We start from the raw sequence: 20459 nt of genomic DNA, 5'->3' as shown, positions 1-20459 counted from the left end.
TGCCATCGCCTCGTAGTACGCCACGCCCGCGTTCGAGAAAGCGGAGTGGTTGATCAAGGACTGGGGTCGCTGGGCGCTGATCTCCATCGGAGTGGAGGCTTGAATAAAGCGAGTAATGCTCGCGAATTGCTGTTGTCACTCGGCGGTCCGGAGCCGGACTCTCTTGGCGAGCAGCAGACCGCCCGCCTCCGTGTGCCTGGCTCGTCACGACCCCGGACGCCAGTCCGACCCGTCGCCGTCGCTGACGCTCGCGTCGGCCATGTCCGCGGTGTTCGGCATCGACCAGTCGGACCCGAGATCACGGATCCTCTGCCGGATCGCCGCCTGCTCGGTCTCGATGGTGTTGGTGTGCGCCTCCAGCGCGGCCGTCGCGGCGGCCACCGCGCCCGTCGCGCCCACGACGAACGCGACCCGATCGCGATCCAGAAGGCGCCGATGGAGTTGGCCAAGCTGTTCAGCGAGCCGCGTCTGGTGACGTCGATCGCCGTGGTTGCGTTCTCGGCGAAGACCCCGGCGGCGTCCTTCGACACCTCGTCGTCCGCCAGCGGCTTGGCGATCAGGTTGCACTCCTGGCTGTCCAGGAAGTCCTGGACCATGTTCCGGACCGCCTCGTAGCGGGCCTTCAGCCCCAGGATCTGCCCGGCTCAACCTGCATGATCGCCCCGGCGGTGGGCCCACCGGCACCGGTCAGGAATCGCATGGAATTCCCCTCCTCCTGGCAGCCAACCCGGTACTCGCGAAACACCGCTACTGGTGCCCCAGGCTTGCACACGACGAGCCGTCCGATGCCGCAGTCATCGGATTCGGCGCGGGTTGGCCCGGAGTATGTCAGTGGCCGGCCGAGGAGGAGGGGGGTCGCCCCGTTCTTCTCGTGTGTTCACCCGAAAGATGAGTTATCGGTGCGGTGAACTGTGTTTCAGACTTGCTGATCCGGTGCTATCCGAGGTGTTCGAGCCGCGTCCCTCAGGGGATCACGACCGCACGATCACGCAGCCGGTCCCACGTGCTCACGTCCAGGTCGGCGAAGACCAGCAGCTCGTCCACCGAGCCGAACGGGACGGGGTGCCGCCGCCGGGCGTCCTCGATCTGCTGGGCGGCTGTCGCGTCGAGCTCGCACACGGCCGCGATGAGCTGGGGCGGGGCGGTGTTGATGTCCAGCAGGCCGCCGTCGTCGTACTGCCTGGGCAGGTCGGGGCGGCCGATGCGCAGGTCCCGCGCCAACACCGGATCGCTCGCGGCGAGAGCGCGTGCCTGGTCGCGCTTGGCGCGCATCGCCAGCGCGGCGGCGACCGCCGGGTCGGACGCCCACGGGTCGGCGGGCCTCGCGGGCGGCAGGACCGGCTCGGGGAGCGCGTAGACCTCGCGCCGGACGCGGCTGAGCTGCAGGCAGGCCGCGACCACGGTCGCCACGGCGACAGCGCCGACGACCGAGCTGAGCACGTCCTGGGCCGACCCCTCGGGGTGGTCCACCTCACTGGGCGGAACGATGATCATCAGTGTCGTTCCGAGAGCCGCGTAGGCCGCGGTCCACAGCCACAGGGCCTTCCTGCGCAGCCGGTGGGCGGCGTGCGCGAAGGGGATGGCGGCGAACAGGCCCACGCTCGCGATCACGACGACGAAGTACCACTTGCCGGGGCGGCGCGGGCGGTTCACGGTGCCTCCACTGAGCGTCAGTCCGGGTGCAGTGGAATATCGGCTCCGCGTCGCCGATCGTTTCAGCAGGTGGTCAAGCCTTGACCAGGACCTTCGCGCGCTTGGCCAGCCGCTCGTCGACGGCAGCCAGGTCGAACGCGGCCGGGTCGAACCCCTCGGCGCTGTCCAGTCCCAGCCACTGCAGCATGTCGGCGTGCTCGGGGTCGGCCGGGTTCGCCACGACCTCGCACAGGTGCTCGTAGCCGTGGACGCCGCCGCAGTCCTCCGGGGGAGCGGCGCGCTTGCCGGTCAGGCAGCGGGGGTAGGCGACACCGGGCTCGGCGTCCAGGACGTCCTCCACCACGATGCGGTGCTCCCAGTTGTCGCCGAAGTCGTAGAGGTACAGCAGGCGGGCCTTGACCTCCGGGGTCACCTCGGAGAGCTTCTTGGTGGCGGCGCTGCGGTGCCCCAGTTCGCGGTCGGAGCGGGGGCCGTACTCGCCCACGGGCGTGGAGAAGACCCACAGGTGGTAGTCCTCCCACGCGAAGGCCTCCTGGATCGCCTGGTGCAGGTGCTGCAGGGTGATCGTGGACGGCACTTCCAGCCTGCGCCAGATCGGCGGCTTGCTGCCGCCGAGGGTGATCTTCAGCCGGTGCACGGTCGCCGCGGGCACGGCGGCGGAGCCGGACAGCAGCGAGACCCGCTGGCACAGCAGCGCCATGCTCAGGTGCACGTCCTCGCGCTGGTCGGGATGCTCCGCGCACACGTCGTTGCCCAGCGCCCGCTCCAGCCGCGCCCTGGCCTCGTCGGGGCTGTACTCGACGTAGGCCGTGCCGAGCTGCTCGGCGGCTTCGCGGTAGCCCGCCTGGATCAGGTCCGGGCGGTCGCTGACGAAGCAGTCCTTCACGCCGCCGCCCAGGCTGTGGTCGATCAGCACGACGACGGCGTGCGACTTGCGGCCGTAGGCGAACGTGATGGCGATGCCCTCCTGCGCGCCCACCGGATCGGCGTAGCCGAAGCAGGTGCCCACGGCGGGCTTGCCGACCTCCTTGGCCCACGAGGGGTTGCGCACCCCGGCGGCGACGAGCCGGTCGGCGGCCTCGGCGGCGGCGCGGGCGCCACCCGGCGGGGCGAGCGCGGCGAGCACGCGCAGCATCGCCAGCGCCCGTTCGTCACCGACGACCTCGACGCCCTCGATCAGGGAGGCCAGCGCGGCGGGGAAGTCGTCCTCGGCCACACCGTTCGCCAGCGCGGCGAAGAACTCCGACCCGAACAGCTCCACGCCCAGCGGGGTGATCCCCGGCTCCAGCAGCTGGGCGAAGTCGTCGAGCATCTCCTCCACGGACTCCTCCGCGGAGAACACCACACCCGCCTCGGACAGGCGGTCGACGGCTTCCTCCGCGTCGCGCGAGCTGTCGACCAGCCGCAGCAGTTCCCGATCGGCGCCCGCCTCGACCAGCGCCGCGCGGATCTCGGACAGGGTGGGCAGGTCCGTGCTCGACACCCGGCTCATGGTGCCAGGGCGGCTCAGGGCTCCCACACCTGGATCGCCCTGACCACGAACGGCGCGTCGGGCACGAACGTGCCGCCGCCGGGGTAGGTGGTGAAGTCGGCCTCCGTGGAGCAGTTCGCCCCCTGGTAGACCGAGGTGTCCCGGCTCAGGCGGTTGGCGAACGACCGGGCCACGAAGCCGTCCGGCAGGGGGATGCACTCACGCGGGTTGGCCGTCTCCAGGTCCAACCGGTGCGCCGCGCCGGTGTAGTCCACGCCCGCCCACGCGCAGAACTCGCCGCGGTCGCAGGGGGAATCCGTCGCCGCCGCGCTCCCGGCCGCGCTCCCGGCCGAGGCCAGGAACAGGGGCAGGGCCAGGACGGCGAGCAGTGCCTTGTGCATGCCTCCAGATTCCGCACTTCCGATCAAGCAGGCGACGATCTCCGCAACGCTTCACCACATCGTGTGGTTTCACCGCACCCGTCGGCGCAACCTGCGCAACTGCCCCTCCAGGTACGGGCGGGCGCGGCGCTGGCCGCCGCGTTCGGTGATGGCGTCGTCCAGGTCGGTCAGCACCCGCTCCACGCGGTCGGCGTCCGGGTGCCAGCCGCGCCGCTCGCACTCGGCCAGCCAGTCGACCGGGCTGAGGTGGCCGCGCTGCCGGTTGCAGCGCTTGCACGCGGCCACCTCGTTCTCCAGCCACGACGGGCCGCCCTTGACCTTCGGCACCAGGTGGTCGGTCGTGGGCGCCACCCGCTCGGAGAAGACGCGGCGGCACCACGTGCAGTCGTCGCCGTCGCGGAGCATCGCCAGCGCCAACCGCGCGGCCCGGTCCGGTGCGGTGTCAGGCATCGCGCAACCGCGCGGCCAGCCGGACGGCGTCGTGCGGGGCCGCGGCGTCGGTGTCGTTGTCGAAGTACACGTAGACGTCGTGGTCGGCCGACCACGCGCGGACCTTCGCGGCCCAGGCGTCGAGCTGCTCGTCGGTGTAGCTGCCGACGTAGAGGGCCTGGTTGCCGTGCAGGCGCACGTAGGCGAAGTCGGTGGTGACGTCCTCCAGGTAGGGGAAGGTGCCCGCCGAGTCGGAGACGACGAGGGCGATGTCGTGGGCGCGCAGCAGGTCGTGGAAGTCCGGGGTGAGGAACGTGGGGTGGCGGACCTCCAGGGCGTGCCGCAGCGGCAGGTCGACCTCGGTCGTGGTCCACGCCCGCTCCTCGGGCAGGCGCTCGTCGTGCCCCTCGGCGAGCTTGGCCGCCGCCGAGGTGGTGCGCGGCAGCAGGTCGAAGAAGGTGGTCAGGCGCTCCTCGTCATAGGACAGCCGGGGCGGCAGCTGCCACAGGAACGGACCCAGCTTCGCCCCCAGGGCGAGCACGCCGGAGGCGAAGAAGTTCGCCAGCGGCGTCTCCACGTCGCGCAGCTGCTTGAGGTGGGTGATGAACCGGCCGCCCTTGACCGCGAACACGAAGTCGTCGGGGGTCTGCGCCGCCCACGCCAGGTAGCTGCTCGGGCGCTGCAGCGAGTAGAACGAGCCGTTGAGCTCGACCGAGCCGAGCAGGCCGGAGATGTGCTCCAGCTCCCGCCGCTGCACCAGGCCCTGAGGGTAGAACGCGCCGCGCCAGGTCGGGTAGACCCAGCCCGATGTGCCGATCCGAACATCACCCGTCACCTCGAACGGGTACCCGTTCGAGGTCCAGTGCACTCGGAGGGCGAATTCCGGCCACCATGGTTCTGTGACGCTCGCCGACCGCGTTCTCCGGCTGCTCGCGGAGCACCCGGAAGGGCTGACCGATGCCGAGATCGCGTCCGCGCTCCACGTCGTCCACCAGCATGTGAACAGCTGCTGCCGCTCGCTGGCGGACAAGGGGCAGATCGTTCGGGACGGCTTCGCCCGACCCATCCGCAACCGCTTGCCCGGTGAGCAGGCGCTCCCACCACCCGCTCCGGAGGTGAAGGGCGGCGTTGAACGCGGTGAAGGTCTGGTGCAGGGGGAAGTGGTCACCTGGCTGGTGGCAAGCGGGTGGAGCATCGGTCGAGTCGCCGAGACGGCCAGTCGTGAGCGGGGCACCGACATCGTGGCCGAACGGGCCGGGGTGCGGTTGCACGTCGAGGTGAAGGGATTCCCCTCGAAGTCGTACGCCGACCCGCGTCGCGCGGGTGAGGTCAAACCCACTCAGCCCGCGACGCAAGCGCGGCACTGGTTCAGCGCCGGGCTGATGAAAGTCCTCCAGCTGCGCCAGGACTACCCGCAGGACGCCGTCGCGCTCGCGCTGCCCGACAGGGGCACGTATCGCCAACTGCTCGCCACCGTGGACAGCACGATCCGCACCATGCGCCTGGCGGTGTTCCTGGTCCGGGATGACGGTTCGGTGGAGGACCGGTGGCCCGCCTCCTGAACGGCTACCCGACCGGCACGGCCAGCCGTTCGGCCAGCGCCAGCGCGTTGTGCGGCGCGGCCCCGTGCATGGTGTTGTCGAAGTAGACGTAGACGTCGGTGTCCCACTCCCGGATGCGCTTGGCCCAGCCGTCCAGCGCCTCGGGGGAGTAGTCGCTGACGTACAGCTCCTCGTCGCCGTGCAGCCGCACGTACCGGAAGTCGGTGGTGTCGTGGTCGAGCACCGGGAAGCGCCCCGGCGGCGAGTCCGACAGCACCAGCGCCACCTCGTGCTCGCGCAGCAGCTCCAGCAGCTCGGGGGTGTCGAAGCTGGGGTGCCGGACCTCCAGCGCGTGCCGCACCGGAGGTCCGGGCAGCAGCTCCAGGAACTCGGCCAGGCGGGCGCGCTTGAACGGCAGCCACGGCGGCAGCTGCCACAGCACCGGGCCGAGCTTGGGGCCCAGGTCGAGCAGCCCGGAGTCGAAGAACTCCGCCACGTCGTCGGCCACGTCGCGCAGCCGCCGCTCGTGCGTGACGATCTTGTGCGCCTTGACCGCGAACAGGAAGTCGTCGGGGGTGCGGTCGGCCCAGCCCCGGTAGTCCGACGGCTTGCGCAGGCCGTAGAACGAGCCGTTGATCTCGACCGAGTTCAGCTTGCGCGAGAAGAACTCCAGCTCCAGCCGCTGTTGCAGCCCTCGGGGGTAGAAGTCGCCGCGCCACTCCGGGTAGCGCCAGCCCGCGGTCCCGATCCTGGTCTCACCCACCGTGACCGGGTGGCCACCTCGGGGCTCGCCGAAACCTCAGAACCCCGCTCCGTCCAGCGCGCCGCGGACCACCGCGTCCACCTCGGCCTGCGGGTCGCGGGCCAGGGCGGCGGCGCAGGGGCACTGCGCCAGGTCGCTGCCGCACAGGTAGACGCCCAGCACCCGCAGGCTGCGCGCGGTCTGCCGCAGCCGGGCCGCCCCGCGCAGCCGGACCTGCCCGTACACGGCCCTGGCCAGCTGGTGGGGCGCGCTGGGGCCGAGGTCGACGCAGGCCTGGCTGTCCAGCTCCTCGGCGACGTGGGCGATGGGGCGGCAGCCGCACGCGCGCACCGAGCGCACCAGCCGCTGGTCCAGCCGCGCGACCAGGCGGCGGTGCACCTCGTCGCGCCACGCCCGGTCCTGGCGCAGGAACGACACCAGCTCCTCCACCCGCACGGGGTCGGGGCGGCGGCTGCGGCAGCGTGTTCTTCGACGGTGGGAGCTCATGCCACCCAAGATCGGTCACCGGACACGTCGGGGAGCGCTCCCTCACTCCTCTGCGCGAGTGCGTGACCCCGCCGCAGCAACCGGTGAACGCGGTGCGGAGCGGTCGTCGTCGCGGCGTTGCGCGCGGTGAGCGGCGGTTGTCGTCCGTTGGCTCGCCCTGACCCGATCGGCCGTACCGCGTGAGTGGCCACAGCAACGCGCCCGGCCCCCGCGAGGGGACCGGGCGCGTGCGGACGAGCGGGGGTCAGGCCGGGACGGAGGCGACTCCGGGAGCCAGGAACCGCTTGCCGGTGACCTTCTCGGAGATGCCCGAGCGGTCCAGGTACGGGGTGATGCCGCCCAGCCAGAACGGCCAGCCCGCGCCCAGGATCATGCACAGGTCGATGTCCTGCGCCTCGGCGACCACGCCCTCGTCGAGCATGATCCGGATCTCCTCGGCCAGCGCCTCCAGGGCGCGGGCCTTGACCTCTTCACCGGTCAGCGGCTTGTCGCCGAACTGCCAGAGCGCCTGGACCTCGGGGTCCACGGTCTGGTTGCCCTGCGCGTCCCACTGCCAGACGGCGGTCTTGCCCGCCTTGACGAACGCGGCCATGTTCTCGCTGACGCCGAAGCGGTCCGGGAACGCGCCGTGCATGGTCTGCGCCACGTGCAGCGCCACCGCCGGGCCGACCAGCTGCAGCAGCACCAGCGGGCTCATCGGCAGGCCCAGCGACTCGGTGGCCTTGTCCGCCACCTCGAACGGGGTGCCCTCGTCGATGGACTTGACCACCTCGCCCATGAACCGGGTGAGCAGCCGGTTGACCACGAACGCGGGCGCGTCCTTGACCAGCACGCTGGACTTCTTCAGCTGCTTGCCGACCGCGAACGCGGTGGCCAGCGTGGCGTCGTCGGTCTGCTCGGCGCGCACGATCTCCAGCAGCGGCATGACCGCCACCGGGTTGAAGAAGTGGAAGCCCACCACGCGCTCGGGGTGCTTCAGGCCCGAGGCCATGTCGGTGATCGACAGCGACGAGGTGTTGGTGGCCAGCACCGCCTCGGCCGAGACGTGCTCCTCGACCTCGGCGAACACCTGCTGCTTGACCTTCAGGTCCTCGAACACGGCCTCGATGACGAAGTCCGCGTCGGCGAACGCGGCCTTGTCCAGCGACCCGGACACCAGCGCCTTGAGGCGGTTGGCCTTGTCCGGCGACACCCGGCCCTTGCCCAGCAGCTTGTCGATCTCGCCGTGGACGTAGCCGACGCCCTTGTCCACCCGCGCCTGGTCGATGTCGGTGAGCACCACCGGCACCTCCAGCCGCCGCGCGAACAGCAGCGCCATCTGCGAGGCCATCAGGCCCGCGCCGACGATGCCGACCTTGGTGACCTTGCGGGCCAGCGACTTGTCCGGCGCGCCCGCCGGCCGCTTGGCCCGCTTCTGCACCAGGTTGAACGAGTACAGGCCCGCCCGCAGCTCGTCGGTCATGACCACGTCGGCCAGCGCCTGGGTCTCGGCCTCGTAGCCGCGGTCGAGGTCGTTCTCGCGCGCCAGCTCCAGCAGCTCCAGCGCCTTGAGGGCGCCGGGGGCGGCACCCTTGGTGCGGCCGTGCACGATCGCCTTGGCCCGCGCCACGGCGGCGTCCCAGCCCTCGCCGCGGTCGATCTCCTTGCGCGCCGGGGTGATCTCGCCGCGCACCACCGAGGACAGCCACAGCAGCGACTGCTCCAGGTAGTCGGCGGAGTCGAACAGCACGTCGGCGATGCCCAGCTCCAACGCCTTCTCGGGGTTGAGCATCTTGTTCTGGTTCAGCGCGTTCTCGAAGATCACGGTGACCGCGTCGTTCGCGCCGATCAGGTTGGGCAGCAGCTGCGTGCCGCCCCAGCCGGGGAACAGGCCCAGGAACACCTCGGGCAGCGCGATGGCCGCCGCGTTGGCGGCCAGCGTGCGGTAGTGGCACGACAGCGCCAGTTCGAGGCCGCCGCCCATGACCGCGCCGTTGACGAAGGCGAAGGTCGGGATCGACGACTCGGTGAACTTGCGGAACACGTCGTGGCCGAGCCTGCCGATGGTCTCGGCCTGCTCGCGGGAGCTCGCGCCCTCCACGGCGGTCAGGTCCGCGCCCACGGCGAAGACGAACGGCTTGCCGGTCACCGCGATGGCCGCAGGGGAAGCCGCCGCCGCCTCGTCGAAGGCCCGGCCCAGGCTCACCAGGCCCTGCGGGCCGAAGGTGGACGGGCGGGTGTGGTCGTGGCCGTTGTCGAGGGTGATCAGCGCGACCGGCGCGGTCAGGCCCGGCACGGTGACCAGCCGGGTCTTCGCGTGCGTCACGACCTCGTCGGGGAAGAGGGCCTTGGCCTCCTCGGGGGTCAACGCGGTCACTTCGCCTCTCCCGTCCAGTTCGGGTTCTCCCAGATCACGGTGCCGCCCATGCCGATGCCGATGCACATGGTGGTGATGCCGTAGCGCACGTCGGGGCGCTCGGCGAACTGCCGGGACAGCTGGGTCATCAGCCGCACGCCGGAGGAGGCCAGCGGGTGGCCGGTGGCGATCGCGCCGCCCCACGGGTTGACCCTGGGGTCGTCGTCGGCGATGCCGAAGTGGTCCAGGAACGCCAGGACCTGCACGGCGAAGGCCTCGTTGATCTCGAACAGGCCGATGTCGTCGATGGTCAGGCCCGCGCGCTTGAGGGCCTTCTCCGTGGCGGGCACCGGGCCCACGCCCATGACCTCGGGCTCGACGCCCAGGAAGGAGTAGCCCACCAGCCGCATGCCGATGGGCAGGCCCAGCTCGCGGGCGGTCTCCTCCTCGGCCAGGATGCAGCCGGTCGCGCCGTCGTTGAGGCCCGCGGCGTTGCCCGCGGTGACCCGGCCGTGCGGGCGGAACGGCGTCTTGAGCTTGGCCAGGTCCTCGACCGTGGTGCCGGGGCGCGGCGGCTCGTCGGCGGTGGCCAGGCCCCAGCCGTGCTCGGCCGAGCGGGTGGCCACCGGCACCAGCTCCGGGCCGATCTTGCCGTTCTTGACCGCGTCGGCGTACTTGGCCTGCGACGCCGCCGCGTAGGCGTCGGTGCGCTGCTTGGTGATGGCCGGGAACCGGTCGTGCAGGTTCTCCGCCGTGGAGCCCATCACCAGCGCGGACGGGTCGACGATCTTGTCCGACAGGAACCGGGGGTTGGGGTCGACGCCCTCGCCCATCGGGTGGCGGCCCATGTGCTCGACGCCGCCCGCGATCACCACGTCGTAGGCGCCGAAGGCGATGCCGCTGGCCGAGGTCGTCACCGCGGTCATCGCGCCCGCGCACATGCGGTCGATGGCGTAGCCGGGGACCGACTTGGGCAGGCCCGCCAGCAGCGCGGCGGTGCGGCCGATGGTCAGGCCCTGGTCGCCGGTCTGCGTGGTGGCCGCGATGGCCACCTCGTCCACGCGCTCCGGCGGCAGCTCCGGGTGGCGCCGCAGCAGCTCGCGGATCACCTTGACCACGAGGTCGTCGGCGCGGGTCTCCGCGAAGATGCCCTTGGGACCGGCCTTGCCGAACGGCGTGCGCACGCCGTCCACGAAGACCACGTTTCGAACGCGTGCCGGCGCTACGGGTGCGGCCACGGCGTCTCCTCCACTTGTGGTGACGAATCCAGCGACCGGGGGGCGCGACTCCCTACCGGTCGGTAACACAACTCTAGCCCTCGTTACTCCCCGGTAACCACAGTGGTCGCCCTGTCGGGTGCGTCACACGCCGCCCGGATGGCCAGGAACACCGCGAAGCCGAACGGCGAGAGGATGATCGTGAACACCAGCAGCGGCCCCATCAGCAGCGGGTGCAGGCCCAGCCGCCTGCTCTCCTGGTACATCCAAGCGCCGATGAGCAGGTCCCACGCGATCACCTGCGCCCACACCGCCGAGGCGCCCCACGGCGTGGTCGTGAACTCCCGCAGCGTGGTCAGGTCCGGGGCGCTCATGGTCGACCACAGCTGCGGGAGGTGGCCCACGACCAGCGCCGTGTAGACGACCAGCGGTGGCACGGCGATCAGCGGCGAGGAGACGACGCGGGGCGTCCAGCGCCAGCGCGGCGCGAAGATCATCAGCCCCCAGAACGGCACGGTCAGCCAGAAGGTGATCCCGAACAGGAACCCGGTCACGCGGGCTGCACCGCCTTCTCGGTCCGGGCGGTCCCGGCCGTCCTCCGGGGGGGCGCCCACGCCACGACGGCCGTGGCCAGCAGCACCGCCGCCAGGCCCGCCAGCGTCAGCGCGTCCGGCTGGAGCAGCGGTTGGCCGCGCAGGGCCTGCCAGGTCACCAGCGCGGTCAGCCCCCCGTACCCGGTGGCGGCGGCCCACACCGCGCGCACCGTGGCCCGCGAGCCGAGCAGCATGACCACCAGCGGCAGCACCTGCAGCGCGTGGATGCCCACGAAGTGGGGGATGCGCAGGTCGCCGCCCGTGGTGCTCCAACCGGTCACCGCCATCTGCGGGCCGCCGTCGGGCACCCCGACGCTGTGCGCGCCGACGATGCCGTCGGCCGGGTTCTGACCGGGCTTGGGGCGGGTCATCAGGGCGCCCAGCGCCAGGCCGACCAGGGAGATGGCCATGCCCAGCCGGACCGCCCACCCGGCGACGCGGTCGGTGAAGCGGGTCAGCAGCAGCGACGCGGAGATGATCGCGTGCATGGCCCACACCACGGTGATGGTGACGGCCATGACGGCGAACACGGCGGCGTCGAACGAGGTGGCGACGTTGAAGTGGCTCTGCCTGCCGCGCACCACCTGGCCCACGATGGCCACCATCTCGACGGTGCCGCCCACGGCCAGCACCGTGCCCGCCCACCAGGTGAGCTTGCGCCACCGCGTGGTGAACTTCAGCACCCAGGCCAGCGTGAGCCCGTACAGCACGAGCGAGATGAAGAACTTGAGCGGCTTGAGCCAGATCGGCGACCCGGCCAGCACCCGGTCGTCGACCGCCAGGCCGACCAGCGACACCGGGATCATGGCGGCCATGAGCAGGGAGAACAGCACCAGTGGCCGGTGCAGGTGGAGGAGGCGGGTCATGGTGTCCCCTTAGATTGGATAGCGACACTTTCTACTATCGGATAGCTACAGTATCCACATTGAGTGCTTCCTCGGGAAGGGGATTGCGTGCGCATCGCGGAGTTGAGCCGTCGCAGCGGCGTTCCGGTGCCGACGATCAAGTACTACCTGCGGGAAGGGCTGCTGCCCGCGGGCGAGCTGACCAGCCCGAACCAGGCCCGCTACGGCGAGGGGCACGTGCGCAGGCTGCGGCTGGTGCGGGCGATGGTCGAGGTCGGCGGGCTGTCGATCGCCGCGGTGCGGGAGGTGCTGGGCGCGCTGGACGACCCCGAGGGGTCGATGCACAAGGCGCTGGGCACGGTCGAGGCCGCGGTGACGCCCGAGTTCCCGGTCCAGTCGCGGGAGGACGAGGTGGCCCGCGAGCAGGCGACCGAGTTCGTCGCCCGCCGGGGGTACTCCTGCGCACCCGACTCGCCCGCGTTCCAGGCGCTGGTCGGCGTGCTGACGACCGCGCGCGAGGTGGGGCACGACCGCTTCGCGGACCTGCTGGACGACTACGCCGACGCGTGCGACCGGGTGGCCGAGCGGGACCTGGACTACGTGTTCACCCTGGGCGCGGGAACCAGGGAAGAGGTGCTCGAAGGCGTCGCGGTCGGCACCGTGCTGGGGGACACGGCCCTGGCCCTGGTGCGCCGGATGGCGAGGCAAGCGGTGTCCGAACGCCGCACGGGGCAGTCCGGGGACGACGGGGCGCGGTGATCCCACGCCCGGACGCGCGGCCGGAACCCACCGCGCGTCCGGACGCGGGTGCGATCAGGAATCCGAGGTCAACGCCCCGCTCAGGACCTCGGCGGTGAGCTGGACCTGCCAGTCGCGGGCGCCACCCTCGCGCAGCGCCGCGGCCACGCCCTCGGGCGAGGTGTCCGCGGGCGGCTGCCAGCAGGTGCGCCGGACCAGATCCGGCAGCAGCAGGTTCTCCACCGGCAGCGTGTGCGCCTGCGCCACGGCGGTCAGCGCCGCGCGGGCGGCGGTCAGGCGGGCCGCGGCGGCCGGGTCCTTGTCGGCCCAGCGGTTCGCGGGCGGCGGCCCGTCGTGCTGCTGCGAGGTCTCGGGCAGTTCGCTGCGAGGGAGCGCGGCGGCCCGCTGCAGGGCGCCCAGCCAGACGCCCACCACGCGGCGCTGCGCCCGGCCCCGGAAGACCGGCAGCGCCAGCAGCGCGGCCTCGTCGGCCGGGTTGCGCACGGCCGCCTCGACCAGCGCGCTGTCGGGCAGCACGCGACCGGGCGCGATGTCGCGCTCGCGCGCGATCGCGTCCCTGGCCTCCCACAGCGACCGCACCGCGGCCAGCTGCCGCGGGTTGCGGATGCGGTGGATGCCCGAGGTGCGGCGCCACGGCTCGGAGCGAGGGCGCGGCAGGGGAGCGGTGCGGGCGGCCTCGAACTCCTCCAGCGCCCACGCCAGCTTGCCCTGGCGCTTGAGCTCCTGCTCCAGCACGTCGCGCAGCTCCACCAGCAGCTCCACGTCGAGCGCGGCGTAGTTCAGCCAGTCGGCGGGAAGGGGGCGGCGCGACCAGTCGGCCGCGCCGTGCCCCTTCTCCAACCGATAGCCGAGCAAGCGCTCCACGAGCGTGCCCAGAGCCACCCGTTCGAACCCGGCCAGCCTGCCCGCCAGCTCGGTGTCGAACAACGCGCTCGGACGCAGACCGAGTTCGGCGAGGCACGGCAGGTCTTGCGACGCCGCGTGCAGCACCCACTCGGTCCCGTCCAGCGCTTCGACCAGCGGGTCGAGCCGACCGCCGAGGGCGATCGGGTCAACCAGCCAGGTCCCGGCGCCTTGCCTGCGCAGTTGCACCAGGTAAGCGCGTTGCGAGTAGCGGTAGCCCGAGGCTCGCTCGGTGTCCACCGCGACCGGACCCTCGGCTCCGGCGAGCGCGCTCGCGGCTCGCCGGAGTGCCGAGGCGTCGGCCACCACCGGCGGAACCCCGTCAGCGGGTTCCGTCAGCGGCACCGGATCAGCTCCGGTTGGTTCGGTTGGCTCGTCGGCGGGTACGTCCACGGCGGATGACCCTACGACGAACGCACCACTCGCGGGTGTGTTCGGCCGGTTCAGTGTGCCGACCTGCTCAGCGGATCACGCCGGCGCGCATGGCCAGCGCCACCATCTGCGCCCGGTCCCCGGTGCCCAGCTTGCGGCCGATCCGCGAGAGGTGAGACTTCACCGTCAGCGCGGACAGGCTGAGCGCTTCGCCGATCTCCTTGTTGCTCTGGCCATCGGCGACCAGCTGGAGGACCTCGACCTCACGCGCGGACAGCTCCCGCGGCGTGTTGTCGGTGCCCGGCACCCTCGTCCCCGCGGCGAGCACGGGGGCGACGCTGGGATCTGCGTAGACGCCGCCGTCGAGGACCCTGCGCACCCCGTCGGTGACCACCATCGGCGAGGCGGACTTCAGCAGGTACGCCTGGGCGCCCGCTTGGAAGGCCGACCTGACCGCGTAGGGGTCGTCGGAGGACGCGAGGACCACGATGCGGGGCCAGCCCTGGGCACGGAGTTCCGTGACCAGGTCGATGCCGGTGCCATCCGGCAGACCCAGATCGAGGATCGCGAGGTCGCACGGTCCGGTGGCGAGAGCCCGCGCCCGAGCTTCCGCGACCGAAGCCGCCTCATGCACTGTCCCGGCTCCCATCTGGGTGAGCCGAGCCGATATCGCCTCCCTCAGCAGCGGGTGGTCGTCGACCACCAACACCGAAAAAAGCTCCTCCCGCGGGTGCGGGACCATGTTCGCCGGCAACGAGCCGGCTGGCGTGGTACGAACGGCCTGACCTAAGCCGACGGCAGCCACGTCACTACCTCCCTGGAGTCGGTCGTGCCCCCCGACCGGCACCGGGACTTTCGTCCAATCAGCCGCGCCACTGATCGACCGAAAGTGGTGTCGTCTGGGGCAGCGTAGCCGCCCAAGCGGGTCTACGGGACGATCAATCGGGTATCTATCCCGAATGAGTTGTCACCGTTGGGCCCCGATGTCACACGATCGGCTGACAAACCGTCAGGGTCCGTAACGCGAGTCCTTCTCGCAACGACACAGAGGAGTTGCCTGTGGCGAGCACCCAGGGGCGAGCCCGCGCGGCGGAACTGCTGGCACGGGCCCCGCTCGTCGACGGGCACAACGACCTGCCGTGGGCGCTGCGCGCCCTGGTGTCCCCCGACGGCGCGGAGCAATTCGGTGAAAAGTCAACGTCGGTCGACGTCTTCTCCGCGGCCGCCGAGGTCGACCTGACCACCCGTCAACCCGCGCTGCAGACCGACCTCGTGCGGGTCCGCGAGGGCCGGTTGGGGATGCAGTTCTGGTCCGTGTGGGTCCCGTGCGCGCTCGCGGGCGACGCAGCGGTCACCGCCGTGCTGGAGCAGGTCGAACTGGTCCGTGCGATCGCCGCCCGCCACCCCGACCACCTGGCGCTGGCCACGACCGCCGACGAGGCCGAGGCTGCGTTCGCGGCGGGCCGCGTGGCGTCCCTCATCGGCGCCGAGGGCGGCCACTCGATCAACTCCTCGCTCGGGGTGCTGCGGGCGCTGCGCAGGTTGGGCGTGCGCTACATGACGCTGACCCACAACGAGAACACCCCGTGGGCGGACTCGGCCACCGACGAGCCGGTGCACGGCGGGCTGACCGACTTCGGCCGCGAGGTCGTGCGCGAGATGAACCGGATCGGGATGCTGGTCGACCTCTCCCACGTGGCCCCGTCCACCATGCGGGACGCGCTGGAGGTCGGCACCCGCCCGGCCATCTTCAGCCACTCCTCCTGCCGCGCCGTGGCCGACCACCCGCGCAACGTGCCCGACGACGTGCTGGCCTCGCTGGCGGCGAACGGCGGCGTGTGCATGATCACCTTCGTGCCGCAGTTCGTCTCCCAGCGGTTCGCCGAGTGGGACGCGGGCCTGCGCGAGGCCATGGAGGAAGCCGGGCAGAACCACAACGACCTGGCCGTCCGGGAGCGGTTCATCCGCTCCTACGTCCAGCGCGTGCCCACCCCCGAGGTGACCGTCGAGGACGTCGTCGCCCACTTGGAGCACGCGCGCGAGGTCGCCGGGGTGGACCACATCGGGATCGGCGGGGACTACGACGGCGTGCGGGCGCAGCCGCGCGGGCTGGAGGACGTGTCCTGCTACCCGGCGCTGTTCGGCGAGCTGCTGGACCGCGGCTGGAGCGAGGACGACTGCGCCAAGCTGGCGGGCGGCAACATCCTGCGCGTCCTCCGGGACGCCGACGCCTGACCACCCCCGCGAATCGAGCCTCCGGACACCCCGAACCGCGCGTTCGCGCACCTCGGGTGGTAGTTAGCGGCCCCCGTGCGCTCGTCGGGTAGTACTTGCCGACGCGGGTGGGGTGGTCAGCGCAGGGTGGTGACGCCGACCGGGGGGAGGCCGATGGCGGTGGCCATGAGGTCGTAGAAGGCGGTGCCGTGGGCGGCCAGCTCGGCGTCCTCGGCGGTCCACGACGCGCGCAGCTCCAGGTCGTCGGTGCGGGCAGGCCCCGCGATGTCGCCGAAGCGGGCCGAGGAGGTCTGCGTCACGGTGCCGCCCAGCGCGGTGAACCGCGCCCCGGACTGCTCCAGCGCCTCGGTCAGCCAGCTCCAGCCCACCTCGGGCAGCAGCGGGTCGGCGGCCAGCTCCGGGTCCAGCTCCACCCGGACGTAGGCGACCAGCCGGAACACCCCGCCCCACGCCTCCACCCCGTCGGGGTCGTGCAGCAGCACCAGCCGCCCGGTGGACAGCTCGTCGGCAGGGCCGGTCACCTCCGCGGTCAGGGCGAAGGCCCACGGCGCCAGCCGCTGCGGCGGGCGCACCTCGGTCAGCTCCACCTCTGGTCGGGTTCGCACCGACTTCAGGGTCGCCACCGCCCGCCGGAACTGTTCGGGCTCCCCCGCGGCTCCGGTCACGGACCGACTCTAGGCCCCACGGCCCCGCCGCGCGGGCAAGCCACGCCGGACCGCGCGGCACGGCTTTCCCGGCCCGTGGGACCATGAGGGGGAGATGAGCGACAAGCCGAACCCCGCCCTGGACGCAGCTCCGCTGCTGGTCGCCGCCCGCGGCGGCACCCCATCCCGCACGCCGGTCTGGTTCATGCGCCAGGCGGGCCGCTCGCTGCCGGAGTACCGGAAGCTGCGCGCGGGCACCGCCATGCTCGACGCCTGCTTCGACCCGGAGATGGTCCGCGAGATCACCATGCAGCCGGTCCGCAGGCACGACGTGGACGGCGCCATCCTGTTCTCCGACATCGTGGTGCCGCTCAAGGCCGCCGGGGTCGACCTGGACATCGTGCCGGGCACCGGCCCGGTGGTGGCCAAGCCGATCACCACCGCCGCCGACGTGGCCGCGCTGCCCGAGCTGCACGCCGAGCAGGTCCAGCCGGTGGTCGACGCGATCGGGCTGCTGCTGGACGAGCTGGGCGGCGTGCCGCTGATCGGGTTCGCGGGCGCCCCGTTCACCCTGGCCTCCTACCTGGTCGAGGGCGGCCCCAGCAGGCACCACGAGCGCACCAAGGCGCTCATGCACGCCGACCCGGAGCTGTGGCACGCGCTGCTGGGCCGGATCGCCGACATCACCGCCGAGTTCCTGCGGGTGCAGGTCGCCGCGGGCGTGTCGGCGGTGCAGCTGTTCGACTCGTGGGCGGGCGCGCTGTCCGAGCGCGACTACCGCGAGTTCGTGCTGCCGCACTCCCGGCGGGTGCTGGGCTCGGTCGAGGGCGTGCCGCGCATCCACTTCGGCGTGGGCACCGGTGAGCTGCTGCCCGCCATGCGCGAGGCGGGCGCGGACGTGGTCGGCGTCGACTGGCGCACCCCGCTGGACGTGGCCGTGCGCAGGCTGCGGGACGCCGCGCCGGACCTGCCCCCGCCGGTCGTGCAGGGCAACCTCGACCCGGCGCTGCTGTTCGCCGGGCTGCCGGTGCTGGAGCGCGAGATCGACCGCATCGTGGCGGAGGGCCGCGCCGCGGCGGGCCACATCTTCAACCTCGGCCACGGGGTGCTGCCGGACACCGATCCGGACGTGATCACCAAGGCGGTCGAGATGGTGCACCGGCAGCGATGAGCCGACCGCACGTCGCGGTGGTCGGGGGCGGAGTCTCCGGCCTGGCCGCCGCGCACCGGCTGCGCCGCCTGCTCGGCCCCGACGCCCGCATCACCGTGCTGGAGCAGGCCGACCGGCTCGGCGGCAAGCTGCGCACCGCGCGGGTCGGCGGTCGGGCCTGCGACGTGGGCGCGGAGGCGTTCCTGCACCGCCGCCCGGAAGCCGCCGACCTGGTCGCCGAACTGGGGCTGACCGACGAGCTGGTGCACCCGACCGGCGTGGCGGCCTCGATCCGCGCGGGCGGTGAGATCCGACCGGTGCCCTCGGGCACCGTGCTGGGCGTGCCCGCCTCGGCGGAGGCGGTGCGCGCGGTGCTGTCCGAGGACGGCCTGCGCCGGGTGGCCGCCGAGCCGGAGCTGCCGCCGATCCGGCTGGACGGCGCGGACGTGGCGGTCGGCGCGCTGCTGCGCGAGCGCTTCGGCCCCGAGGTGGCCGACCGGCTGGTCGACCCGCTGCTGGGCGGCGTCTACGCGGGCCGCACCGCGTCGCTGGGGCTGCGCGCCACCATGCCGCGGCTGGCGGGCGAGCTGGACGCGGGCGCGGGCTCGCTGCTGGCCGCCGCCGCCCGCGCGCTGCCCGCACCGCCCCCGCCGGGCGCCGCCCGCCCGCCCGTGTTCGGCACCCTGCGCGGCGGCCTGTCCACGCTGGTCGACCGGCTGGCCGAGGTCGCCGCCGCGGAGCTGGTCCTTGGCCAGCCGGTGCGCGCGCTGACCCGCACGGCGCGCGGCTGGCGGCTGGAGATCGGCTCCGCCGCCGCGCCCACCGCGCTGGAGGCCGACGCCGTGGTGCTCGCCGTGCCCGCGCCCTCGGCCCGCAAGCTGCTGGACGGGATCGCCCCGCTCGCCGCCGCCCGGTACGCCGAGGTCGAACTCGCGTCGATGGCGGTGGTCGCGCTGGCCCTGCCGCCGGGCACGGCGCTGCCGGAGCGCTCCGGCGTGCTGCTGGCCGAGCACGAGCGGCACGCCGACGGCACCCCGTTCACCGCCAAGGCGTTCACCTTCTCCAGCCGCAAGTGGGCGCACCTGGGCGGCGACGAGCCGGTCCTGGTGCGCGGCTCGGTCGGCAGGCACGGCGAGGTGGAGTCGCTGCGACGCTCCGACGAGGAGCTGGTGGCCGCGGTCCGGGCCGACCTGGCCGAGCTGACCGGTGTCACCGCGCCGCCGGTGGACGCCGTGGTGACGCGCTGGGGCGGGGGACTGCCGCAGTACGGGGTCGGGCACCTGGACCTGGTGGCGGGCGTCGAGCGGGCCGTCGAGCAGGTCCCCGGCCTGGCCGTGGCGGGCGCAGCGCTGCACGGCGTGGGCATCCCGGCCTGCGTCGCCACCGCCGACAAGGCCGCGGCACGTGTGGCGGCACACGTCTTCAGCCGGGTGAGATGAGAGGAAGATGAGGGCATGTCCCGCCTGAACTACACCGAGTTGAACGACACCATCCGCTACACCATGTGGTCGGTGTTCCGGGTCGAGCCGGGCAGGCTCCCCGAGGACCGCGGCCCGGCCGCCACCGAGGCCCAGGAGTACCTCGACGGCCTGGAGGCCAAGGGCGTGGTGGTGCGCGGCGTGTACGACGTGGCGGGCCTGCGCGCCGACGCGGACTACATGATCTGGTGGCACGCCGAGGAGATCGAGCAGGTCCAGGCCGCCTACACCGGCTTCCGGCGCACCGCCGTGGGCCGCGCGTCCACCCCGGTGTGGAGCCAGGTCGCGCTGCACCGCCCGGCCGAGTTCAACCGCAGCCACATCCCGGCGTTCCTGGCGGGCGAGGAGGCGCGCAAGTACGTCTGCGTCTACCCGTTCGTGCGCTCCTACGAGTGGTACCTGCTGCCGGAGGAGGAGCGTCGCAAGATGCTCGCCGACCACGGCAAGGAGGCGCGGGACTACCCGGACGTGCGGGCCAACACGGTGGCCTCGTTCGCGCTGGGCGACTACGAGTGGATGCTCGCCTTCGAGGCCGACGAGCTGCACCGCATCCTGGACCTGATGCGGCACCTGCGCGGCACCGAGGCGCGCAGGCACGTGCGCGAGGAGACGCCGTTCTACACCGGCACCAGGGTGCCCGCCGCCGAGCTGGTCACCAACCTGCCGTAGGGGCTGTGCACTAGCCTCGACCGGTCACAGCGGCACGGGGGATCGGGGCGCCATGAGGGAAGAGCAGGTGCGGATCGACGCGCTGCGGGGGCAGCTGGACCGGCTGCGGGTCACCCGGCGGTCCCCCGACGGGCTGCTGACCGCGACGGTGACCGCCACCGGGCAGCTGGTCGACTTGAGCATCGACGACCGGGCCCTGCGCAGCGGGCGGGAGCTGGCGGCGAGTCTGCTCTCGCTGGTGTTCGAGGCGTCCTCGGCGGCGGCGCAGCAGGCGCGGGAGCTGGCCGCGCCGCTGCTGCGGGACGGCTCGGTCGACCCGACGCGGTTGGGCATCACCGCCACCCCGCCGGTCGTCCACGCCCCCGCGCCGCCCGCCCAGCCCCAGCACCCCACCCAGCCCGTCTACCCGCCGCAGGCCCCGTACCGGAGGGGCGCCCGCTGATCGCGAACGCCCCTCCCCCGAGCCTGCAAGTACTACCCGAGCCGTCCGCGCGGGCCGGTAACCACTACCCGGT

The 20459-nt window shown here is 72.6% G+C and carries 23 protein-coding genes; 8 read left to right on the top strand and 15 right to left on the bottom strand.

Annotated elements, in window-relative coordinates; all coding sequences use genetic code 11:
• Window positions 1-204: 204 nt before the first annotated feature.
• Window positions 205-399, bottom strand: a complete 195-nt coding sequence (locus IEZ00_RS26710; RefSeq protein WP_189226083.1) for a hypothetical protein — start codon at window positions 397-399, stop codon at window positions 205-207.
• 36 nt (window positions 400-435) lie between these two features.
• Here IEZ00_RS26710 and IEZ00_RS26705 point away from each other — a divergent pair, with 36 nt between their 5' ends.
• Window positions 436-615, top strand: a complete 180-nt coding sequence (locus IEZ00_RS26705) for a hypothetical protein (protein ID WP_189226082.1) — start codon at window positions 436-438, stop codon at window positions 613-615.
• 348 nt (window positions 616-963) lie between these two features.
• Here IEZ00_RS26705 and IEZ00_RS26700 read toward each other — a convergent pair whose 3' ends face one another.
• From IEZ00_RS26700 to IEZ00_RS26680, 5 genes are all read right to left on the bottom strand, one after another.
• On the bottom strand, window positions 964-1653 hold the full coding sequence (locus IEZ00_RS26700; RefSeq protein ID WP_189226081.1) for a ComEA family DNA-binding protein: 690 nt from the start codon (window positions 1651-1653) through the stop codon (window positions 964-966).
• A gap of 73 nt (window positions 1654-1726) precedes the next feature.
• Complete coding sequence (locus IEZ00_RS37185) at window positions 1727-3136, bottom strand: plasmid pRiA4b ORF-3 family protein (RefSeq protein WP_229796115.1); 1410 nt, start codon at window positions 3134-3136, stop codon at window positions 1727-1729.
• A 23-nt stretch (window positions 3137-3159) separates the two neighbouring features.
• A complete protein-coding gene (locus IEZ00_RS26690; RefSeq protein ID WP_189226080.1) occupies window positions 3160-3525 on the bottom strand; it encodes a peptidase inhibitor family I36 protein in 366 nt (121 codons plus the stop codon).
• A 69-nt stretch (window positions 3526-3594) separates the two neighbouring features.
• Window positions 3595-3975, bottom strand: a complete 381-nt coding sequence (locus IEZ00_RS26685) for an HNH endonuclease (RefSeq protein WP_189226079.1) — start codon at window positions 3973-3975, stop codon at window positions 3595-3597.
• The gene (locus IEZ00_RS26680; protein ID WP_229796114.1) at window positions 3968-4789 is read right to left on the bottom strand and encodes a DUF72 domain-containing protein; all 822 of its coding nucleotides are present in this window, start codon (window positions 4787-4789) and stop codon (window positions 3968-3970) included. Before IEZ00_RS26680 ends, IEZ00_RS26685 begins: the two co-directional genes overlap by 8 nt.
• Window positions 4790-4853: 64 nt before the next feature.
• Here IEZ00_RS26680 and IEZ00_RS37180 point away from each other — a divergent pair, with 64 nt between their 5' ends.
• Window positions 4854-5516 (top strand): MarR family transcriptional regulator, encoded by a 663-nt coding sequence (locus tag IEZ00_RS37180; RefSeq protein WP_229796113.1) that lies wholly within the window; start codon window positions 4854-4856, stop codon window positions 5514-5516.
• A gap of 4 nt (window positions 5517-5520) precedes the next feature.
• Here IEZ00_RS37180 and IEZ00_RS26670 read toward each other — a convergent pair whose 3' ends face one another.
• The 6 genes from IEZ00_RS26670 to IEZ00_RS26645 form a co-directional block, all read right to left on the bottom strand.
• A complete protein-coding gene (locus IEZ00_RS26670; protein WP_189226076.1) occupies window positions 5521-6258 on the bottom strand; it encodes a DUF72 domain-containing protein in 738 nt (245 codons plus the stop codon).
• Between the two features lie 36 nt (window positions 6259-6294).
• Window positions 6295-6744, bottom strand: a complete 450-nt coding sequence (locus IEZ00_RS26665) for a hypothetical protein (RefSeq protein WP_189226075.1) — start codon at window positions 6742-6744, stop codon at window positions 6295-6297.
• 244 nt (window positions 6745-6988) lie between these two features.
• Entirely contained in the window at window positions 6989-9100 is a 2112-nt protein-coding gene (locus tag IEZ00_RS26660) for a 3-hydroxyacyl-CoA dehydrogenase NAD-binding domain-containing protein (protein ID WP_189226074.1), read from the bottom strand.
• Complete coding sequence (locus tag IEZ00_RS26655; protein WP_189226073.1) at window positions 9097-10317, bottom strand: thiolase family protein; 1221 nt, start codon at window positions 10315-10317, stop codon at window positions 9097-9099. The genes IEZ00_RS26660 and IEZ00_RS26655 overlap by 4 nt, the downstream gene beginning before the upstream one ends.
• Window positions 10318-10400: 83 nt before the next feature.
• A complete protein-coding gene (locus tag IEZ00_RS26650; RefSeq protein ID WP_189226072.1) occupies window positions 10401-10850 on the bottom strand; it encodes an ABA4-like family protein in 450 nt (149 codons plus the stop codon).
• Entirely contained in the window at window positions 10847-11755 is a 909-nt protein-coding gene (locus tag IEZ00_RS26645; protein WP_229796112.1) for a hypothetical protein, read from the bottom strand. Before IEZ00_RS26645 ends, IEZ00_RS26650 begins: the two co-directional genes overlap by 4 nt.
• Before the next feature lie 87 nt (window positions 11756-11842).
• On the opposite strand from IEZ00_RS26645, the gene IEZ00_RS26640 reads away from it, so the two are divergent.
• On the top strand, window positions 11843-12493 hold the full coding sequence (locus IEZ00_RS26640) for a MerR family transcriptional regulator (protein WP_189226071.1): 651 nt from the start codon (window positions 11843-11845) through the stop codon (window positions 12491-12493).
• A gap of 54 nt (window positions 12494-12547) precedes the next feature.
• Here IEZ00_RS26640 and IEZ00_RS26635 read toward each other — a convergent pair whose 3' ends face one another.
• Window positions 12548-13789: a ribonuclease D gene (locus IEZ00_RS26635; RefSeq protein ID WP_189226070.1), complete on the bottom strand. Its 1242-nt coding sequence runs from the start codon at window positions 13787-13789 to the stop codon at window positions 12548-12550.
• A 67-nt stretch (window positions 13790-13856) separates the two neighbouring features.
• Entirely contained in the window at window positions 13857-14573 is a 717-nt protein-coding gene (locus tag IEZ00_RS26630; RefSeq protein WP_015099292.1) for a response regulator, read from the bottom strand.
• 248 nt (window positions 14574-14821) lie between these two features.
• Between IEZ00_RS26630 and IEZ00_RS26625 the strand changes: the two genes are divergently transcribed.
• The gene (locus tag IEZ00_RS26625; RefSeq protein ID WP_373293202.1) at window positions 14822-16003 is read left to right on the top strand and encodes a dipeptidase; all 1182 of its coding nucleotides are present in this window, start codon (window positions 14822-14824) and stop codon (window positions 16001-16003) included.
• A gap of 116 nt (window positions 16004-16119) precedes the next feature.
• On the opposite strand, the gene IEZ00_RS26620 is transcribed toward IEZ00_RS26625, so the two are convergent.
• Complete coding sequence (locus IEZ00_RS26620; protein ID WP_189226068.1) at window positions 16120-16668, bottom strand: DUF3000 domain-containing protein; 549 nt, start codon at window positions 16666-16668, stop codon at window positions 16120-16122.
• Between the two features lie 94 nt (window positions 16669-16762).
• On the opposite strand from IEZ00_RS26620, the gene hemE reads away from it, so the two are divergent.
• The 4 genes from hemE to IEZ00_RS26600 are packed head-to-tail and all read left to right on the top strand — an operon-like array spanning window position 16763 to window position 20386.
• On the top strand, window positions 16763-17818 hold the full coding sequence (hemE, locus tag IEZ00_RS26615; RefSeq protein WP_189226067.1) for a uroporphyrinogen decarboxylase: 1056 nt from the start codon (window positions 16763-16765) through the stop codon (window positions 17816-17818).
• Complete coding sequence (gene hemG / locus IEZ00_RS26610) at window positions 17815-19236, top strand: protoporphyrinogen oxidase (RefSeq protein WP_189226066.1); 1422 nt, start codon at window positions 17815-17817, stop codon at window positions 19234-19236. The genes hemE and hemG overlap by 4 nt, the downstream gene beginning before the upstream one ends.
• 15 nt (window positions 19237-19251) lie before the next feature.
• A complete protein-coding gene (gene hemQ, locus IEZ00_RS26605; protein WP_189226065.1) occupies window positions 19252-19944 on the top strand; it encodes a hydrogen peroxide-dependent heme synthase in 693 nt (230 codons plus the stop codon).
• 52 nt (window positions 19945-19996) lie between these two features.
• Complete coding sequence (locus IEZ00_RS26600; protein ID WP_189226064.1) at window positions 19997-20386, top strand: YbaB/EbfC family nucleoid-associated protein; 390 nt, start codon at window positions 19997-19999, stop codon at window positions 20384-20386.
• The last annotated feature ends 73 nt before the right edge of the window (window positions 20387-20459 follow it).

Origin of the sequence: Saccharothrix coeruleofusca, assembly GCF_014648515.1 — a bacterium.
GTDB lineage: Bacteria > Actinomycetota > Actinomycetes > Mycobacteriales > Pseudonocardiaceae > Actinosynnema > Actinosynnema coeruleofuscum.
This window is presented reverse-complemented; position numbering and strand designations above follow the sequence as displayed.